4 protein-coding genes and 1 pseudogene are annotated in these 3,682 nt (G+C 48.4%); all 5 read left to right on the top strand.

Features of this window, described 5'->3' with window-relative positions; genetic code table 11:
* Positions 1-508 (top strand): annotated as a pseudogene (locus H6S82_RS23435) (hypothetical protein); the annotation flags it as partial.
* 19 nt (positions 509-527) lie between these two features.
* Positions 528-1,079, top strand: a complete 552-nt coding sequence (locus H6S82_RS23430) for a PD40 domain-containing protein (RefSeq protein ID WP_190475639.1) — start codon at positions 528-530, stop codon at positions 1,077-1,079.
* Between the two features lie 60 nt (positions 1,080-1,139).
* The gene (locus H6S82_RS23425) at positions 1,140-1,661 is read left to right on the top strand and encodes a PD40 domain-containing protein (protein WP_190475636.1); all 522 of its coding nucleotides are present in this window, start codon (positions 1,140-1,142) and stop codon (positions 1,659-1,661) included.
* Positions 1,662-1,821: 160 nt separating this feature from the next.
* Positions 1,822-2,061, top strand: a complete 240-nt coding sequence (locus H6S82_RS23420; RefSeq protein ID WP_322112035.1) for a zinc ribbon domain-containing protein — start codon at positions 1,822-1,824, stop codon at positions 2,059-2,061.
* Positions 2,062-2,085: 24 nt separating this feature from the next.
* A complete protein-coding gene (locus H6S82_RS23415; RefSeq protein ID WP_190475634.1) occupies positions 2,086-3,534 on the top strand; it encodes a trypsin-like peptidase domain-containing protein in 1,449 nt (482 codons plus the stop codon).
* Positions 3,535-3,682: the final 148 nt, after the last annotated feature.

Raw genomic sequence — 3,682 nt, 5'->3', positions numbered from 1 at the left:
CGTAGATAAAGAGCGCCCCGTGAGCAGTAACTACAGGGTTTATCAGGATGCGGAACTCGATGCACTCGTACCCGATGAAGAAGATCTGATGCGTCCCCGCCTGCGAGGAGATCGAGATTCCAGAAGTTCTCGTAACGGAGGAAGCTACGGTACTGAAAGCCGTCGCCGTCCCTCAAGTCGGAACAGCAATTCCGATAAACTCACTTCTACAGAAACACGCCGCAAACGTCGCCCCCGTCCGGAAGCACCATCCTCTCAATTAAGCGATGAGTGGGGAGATGCGGGTAATAATGTGGAAGATGTACCCCCTCGCGGTAGCACTCGTTCGAGGAGCGACGAACGCCGTCGTCCTGAAACCGCTTCATCGCGTGACCGCCGTCGTTCTGTGGAAGATTCCAGTTACGATCGCTCAACTAGAAATGTAGAACCTACAAGCGATTATGTGGATTACCAACCGATCGATCCGAATGAGGATGAGGAGGATAATTCCAACAATTTCGACAAATAGAAAGCATATTAAGAAATTAATGCCTAAAACCCCAGCCCAGCGCTGGCTGCATTGGGGAATAACTTTGACTGTGGCTGGCTTGTTTGTTGCCTGTAGTACGATGCCAAATCCCCTTAGCTTGGGCTCCCTCAACAGCGGATACAGCGAAGAGCAACCGGCGTTGAGTGGAGACGGGCGCTTTTTGGCGTTTGTATCTAACCGCAATGGCCGGCGGGGAATTCTGCTGTACGATGTGCAGAGGCAGCAGTTGATGGATTTACCGGGATTGAATCGTCCGGGGGAAATCGCAGAACATCCCAGCCTCAGTTATACAGGTCGCTATATTGCTTACATCGCTGACGATCGAGGTAGAGGGATCGTAGCGGTATACGATCGCGCCATTGAGCGATCTCAACCCCTCACATTATGGTATCGAGGTCAAGTACGACATCCAAGTATTAGTCCCGACGGTCGATATATCGTGTATGAAACTGGCAGTCGCGGTCAGTGGGATATCGAGGTAATCGATCGAGGGCCAAATATTGAGTTAGATATGGCCGATAGTCCACCATCGGCAGAAATTAAAAATTAGAATCTCAAAATAAAAAAACGGAATTGACAATTGTTGATTGTTCGTTAACGGGTCGCCTTTGTGAAGCGGTTTATCTTATTCTCGGTTATTACTACTCTAAGTCTAACTGCTTGCAGTACTTATCCCACCATCCAACAACTTCCCTTCGATGCGGGAGAAGGAACTATTAACAGTCCTGCTGCTGATATGGAACCGCAAATCGGCAGTCGCTACATTGTCTTTAGCTCGGATCGTAGGAGGCGTCAGGATATTTATCTTTACGATATAGTGGAGCGGCGTTTGCTCGATTTGCCCGGACTAAACTCCTTCGATGCGATCGCAACTCATCCTTCTATTTCCCAAGATGGTCGTTATATCGTCTTCGCCACCGTTCGCCAAGGTCGATCGGGCATTGCTCTGTACGATCGCCAAACGCGCCTGTTACGCAACCTCACAGCCAACTTGCAAGCAGAAGTACGAAATCCTACAATTAATGGAGATGGTACTATAATTGCTTTTGAAACCAGCGTCAATGGACAATGGGATATTTTAGTTTACGATCGGTATGGAAAACCTTTGGGAGTACCTACAGATCCTCGTTAAAATTAGCAATTGCTGCTCAGACGATCGATAAATCAAACCGCGATGAAAATTTCTAGCTAAATCCATCCAATGCGGTGATGCCATCCTGGGAACAAAATAAGCTATAACCGCGTTCAAGTATCGTAATAAACATCATATCCTAGTTGAAGGTTGATAGCCATTGAAACATAAAGCATTTGAATATAGCAAAGTAGTGCTTGATGTTAACGAAGCTTATACATCAAAAACTGTTAGCTGGACAGGCGAAATTATCGAGAAATTAGGCGGGGCTAAATTCATCAAGTCTCAGATTGATAATCGTGTTATGAACCGAGACTTGAATGGTGCGCGAGGAATCTTTCTTCGTGCATTGGTTGATACGCCTTGGTTGAGAGACAACCTCAACTTATGTATTTGTTAGCTTTTGTTAGCAAAAAAGTATCGGATGAATAAGAAACTTCTATCTTTAATTACATCAGGGATATTAAGTGCGGGAGCCGCGATCGGTCTTACCGGTATTAACGCTATTGGCATCACCAGTCTGCTATCCCTCGATTGTGCGCCAGCACAAGCCCAAGACGTTGACGAACAAATTAATGTTCGAGTCTACCAACGCGCCAGTCCCGCAGTGGTATCTGTAATCGTGGGCAATGGGACTGGTAGTGGTAGCATCATCAGCCCAGACGGTCTCGTTTTGACCAACGCTCACGTCGTACAAGACTCCCGCCGCAGCGTATCGGTCGTATTGGCGGATAATAGGCGATTTCAAGCAGATGTGATTGCGTTTGGGAATAATGGTGTTGACTTAGCTGTCCTCAAAATTCGCGGTGCCAGCAATCTGCCTACCATTCGTTTGGCGCGTAGCGGTTCGGTGCAAGTGGGACAGCGAGCATTTGCGATCGGCAATCCGTTCGGTCGATTTGCCGGCACTTTCACTGTTGGGATCGTCAGCCGTCTTGACAGAGAACGCGGCTTGATTCAAACTGATGCTGCCATCAATCCGGGCAATTCGGGAGGGCCACTCCTGAACAGCCAAGGAGAATTAATCGGCGTCAACACGGCGATTTTTACTAACAGTCGTACTGGTGGCAACATTGGGATCGGATTTGCGATTTCTGTAGACCGTCTGATGCCTTTCTTGGCAGCAGTGCGGGAAGGACGCGCTCCCCGCGTCACTCAGCGACAGCGACCTAGAACAACTGGCAATCCGCCGCAGAGTCTGGTACTGAATGGTGTACCTATCAACGATAGGCTTGGCCCAGGCGATAACATCTTGCCGGTGGATAATAGTTTTTTTAAAGTTTATAGCTTTCAGGGAACTGCCGGTCAACAAGTGGCGATCGAAATGATCAGTCGGGAAATTGACCCATTTTTGATTCTCATTGGCCCCAATCGTCGCGAAATAGCGCAAGATGATGACTCTGCGGGCGGCAAAAATGCCAGAATTGCCGTGACCTTGCCCATGTCAGGCACTTATTTGTTACTTGCCAACTCCTATGAGCCAGGTGAATCGGGGAGTTTCATTTTACGTGCCTTAGCTTCTGGTGCCGGTCGCCGGAATCGCTACAGGGGAGAAAATTTCATCTTACAGCAAGAAGGTGTGCTTGGCCCAGGTACGGCGGTACTGCCTTCTGATGGCAGTTTTTACAGAGTCTATTCTTTTGAGGGTAATGCGGGTCAATCGGTGACGATTACCCTAGAAAGTGCTGATTTCGATCCGTATCTGGCTCTTTTAGGGCCAGACGGTCAGAAGTTGGCAGAAAATAACAACGTTACTCAAAACGATCGCAATTCTGTGCTTACCGTCACTTTACCTCGTGCGGGTGTGTACCGGGCAGTAGTTAACGCCTACAAAGCCGGAAGTCGAGGTCGTTATCTGCTGACTATTCGCTGAAGAAGGGCTAGGGGCTAGGGGTTAGGGGTTAGGGGCTAGGGAAAAGGAAAAAGGGGAAAGGGAAAAGGGGAAAAAATTAATTATGCCCCTCTACCCCTCTACCCTAGCCCCTAGCCCCTAACCCCTAATCTCTTTTTTCCTCCAGTTC

The organism is Planktothrix sp. FACHB-1355 (assembly GCF_014748295.1).
GTDB classification, from domain to species: Bacteria; Cyanobacteriota; Cyanobacteriia; order Cyanobacteriales; family Aerosakkonemataceae; genus Aerosakkonema; species Aerosakkonema funiforme_A.
Note: the sequence above shows the minus strand (reverse complement) of the source record. Positions and strands in the feature narration are given on the sequence as shown.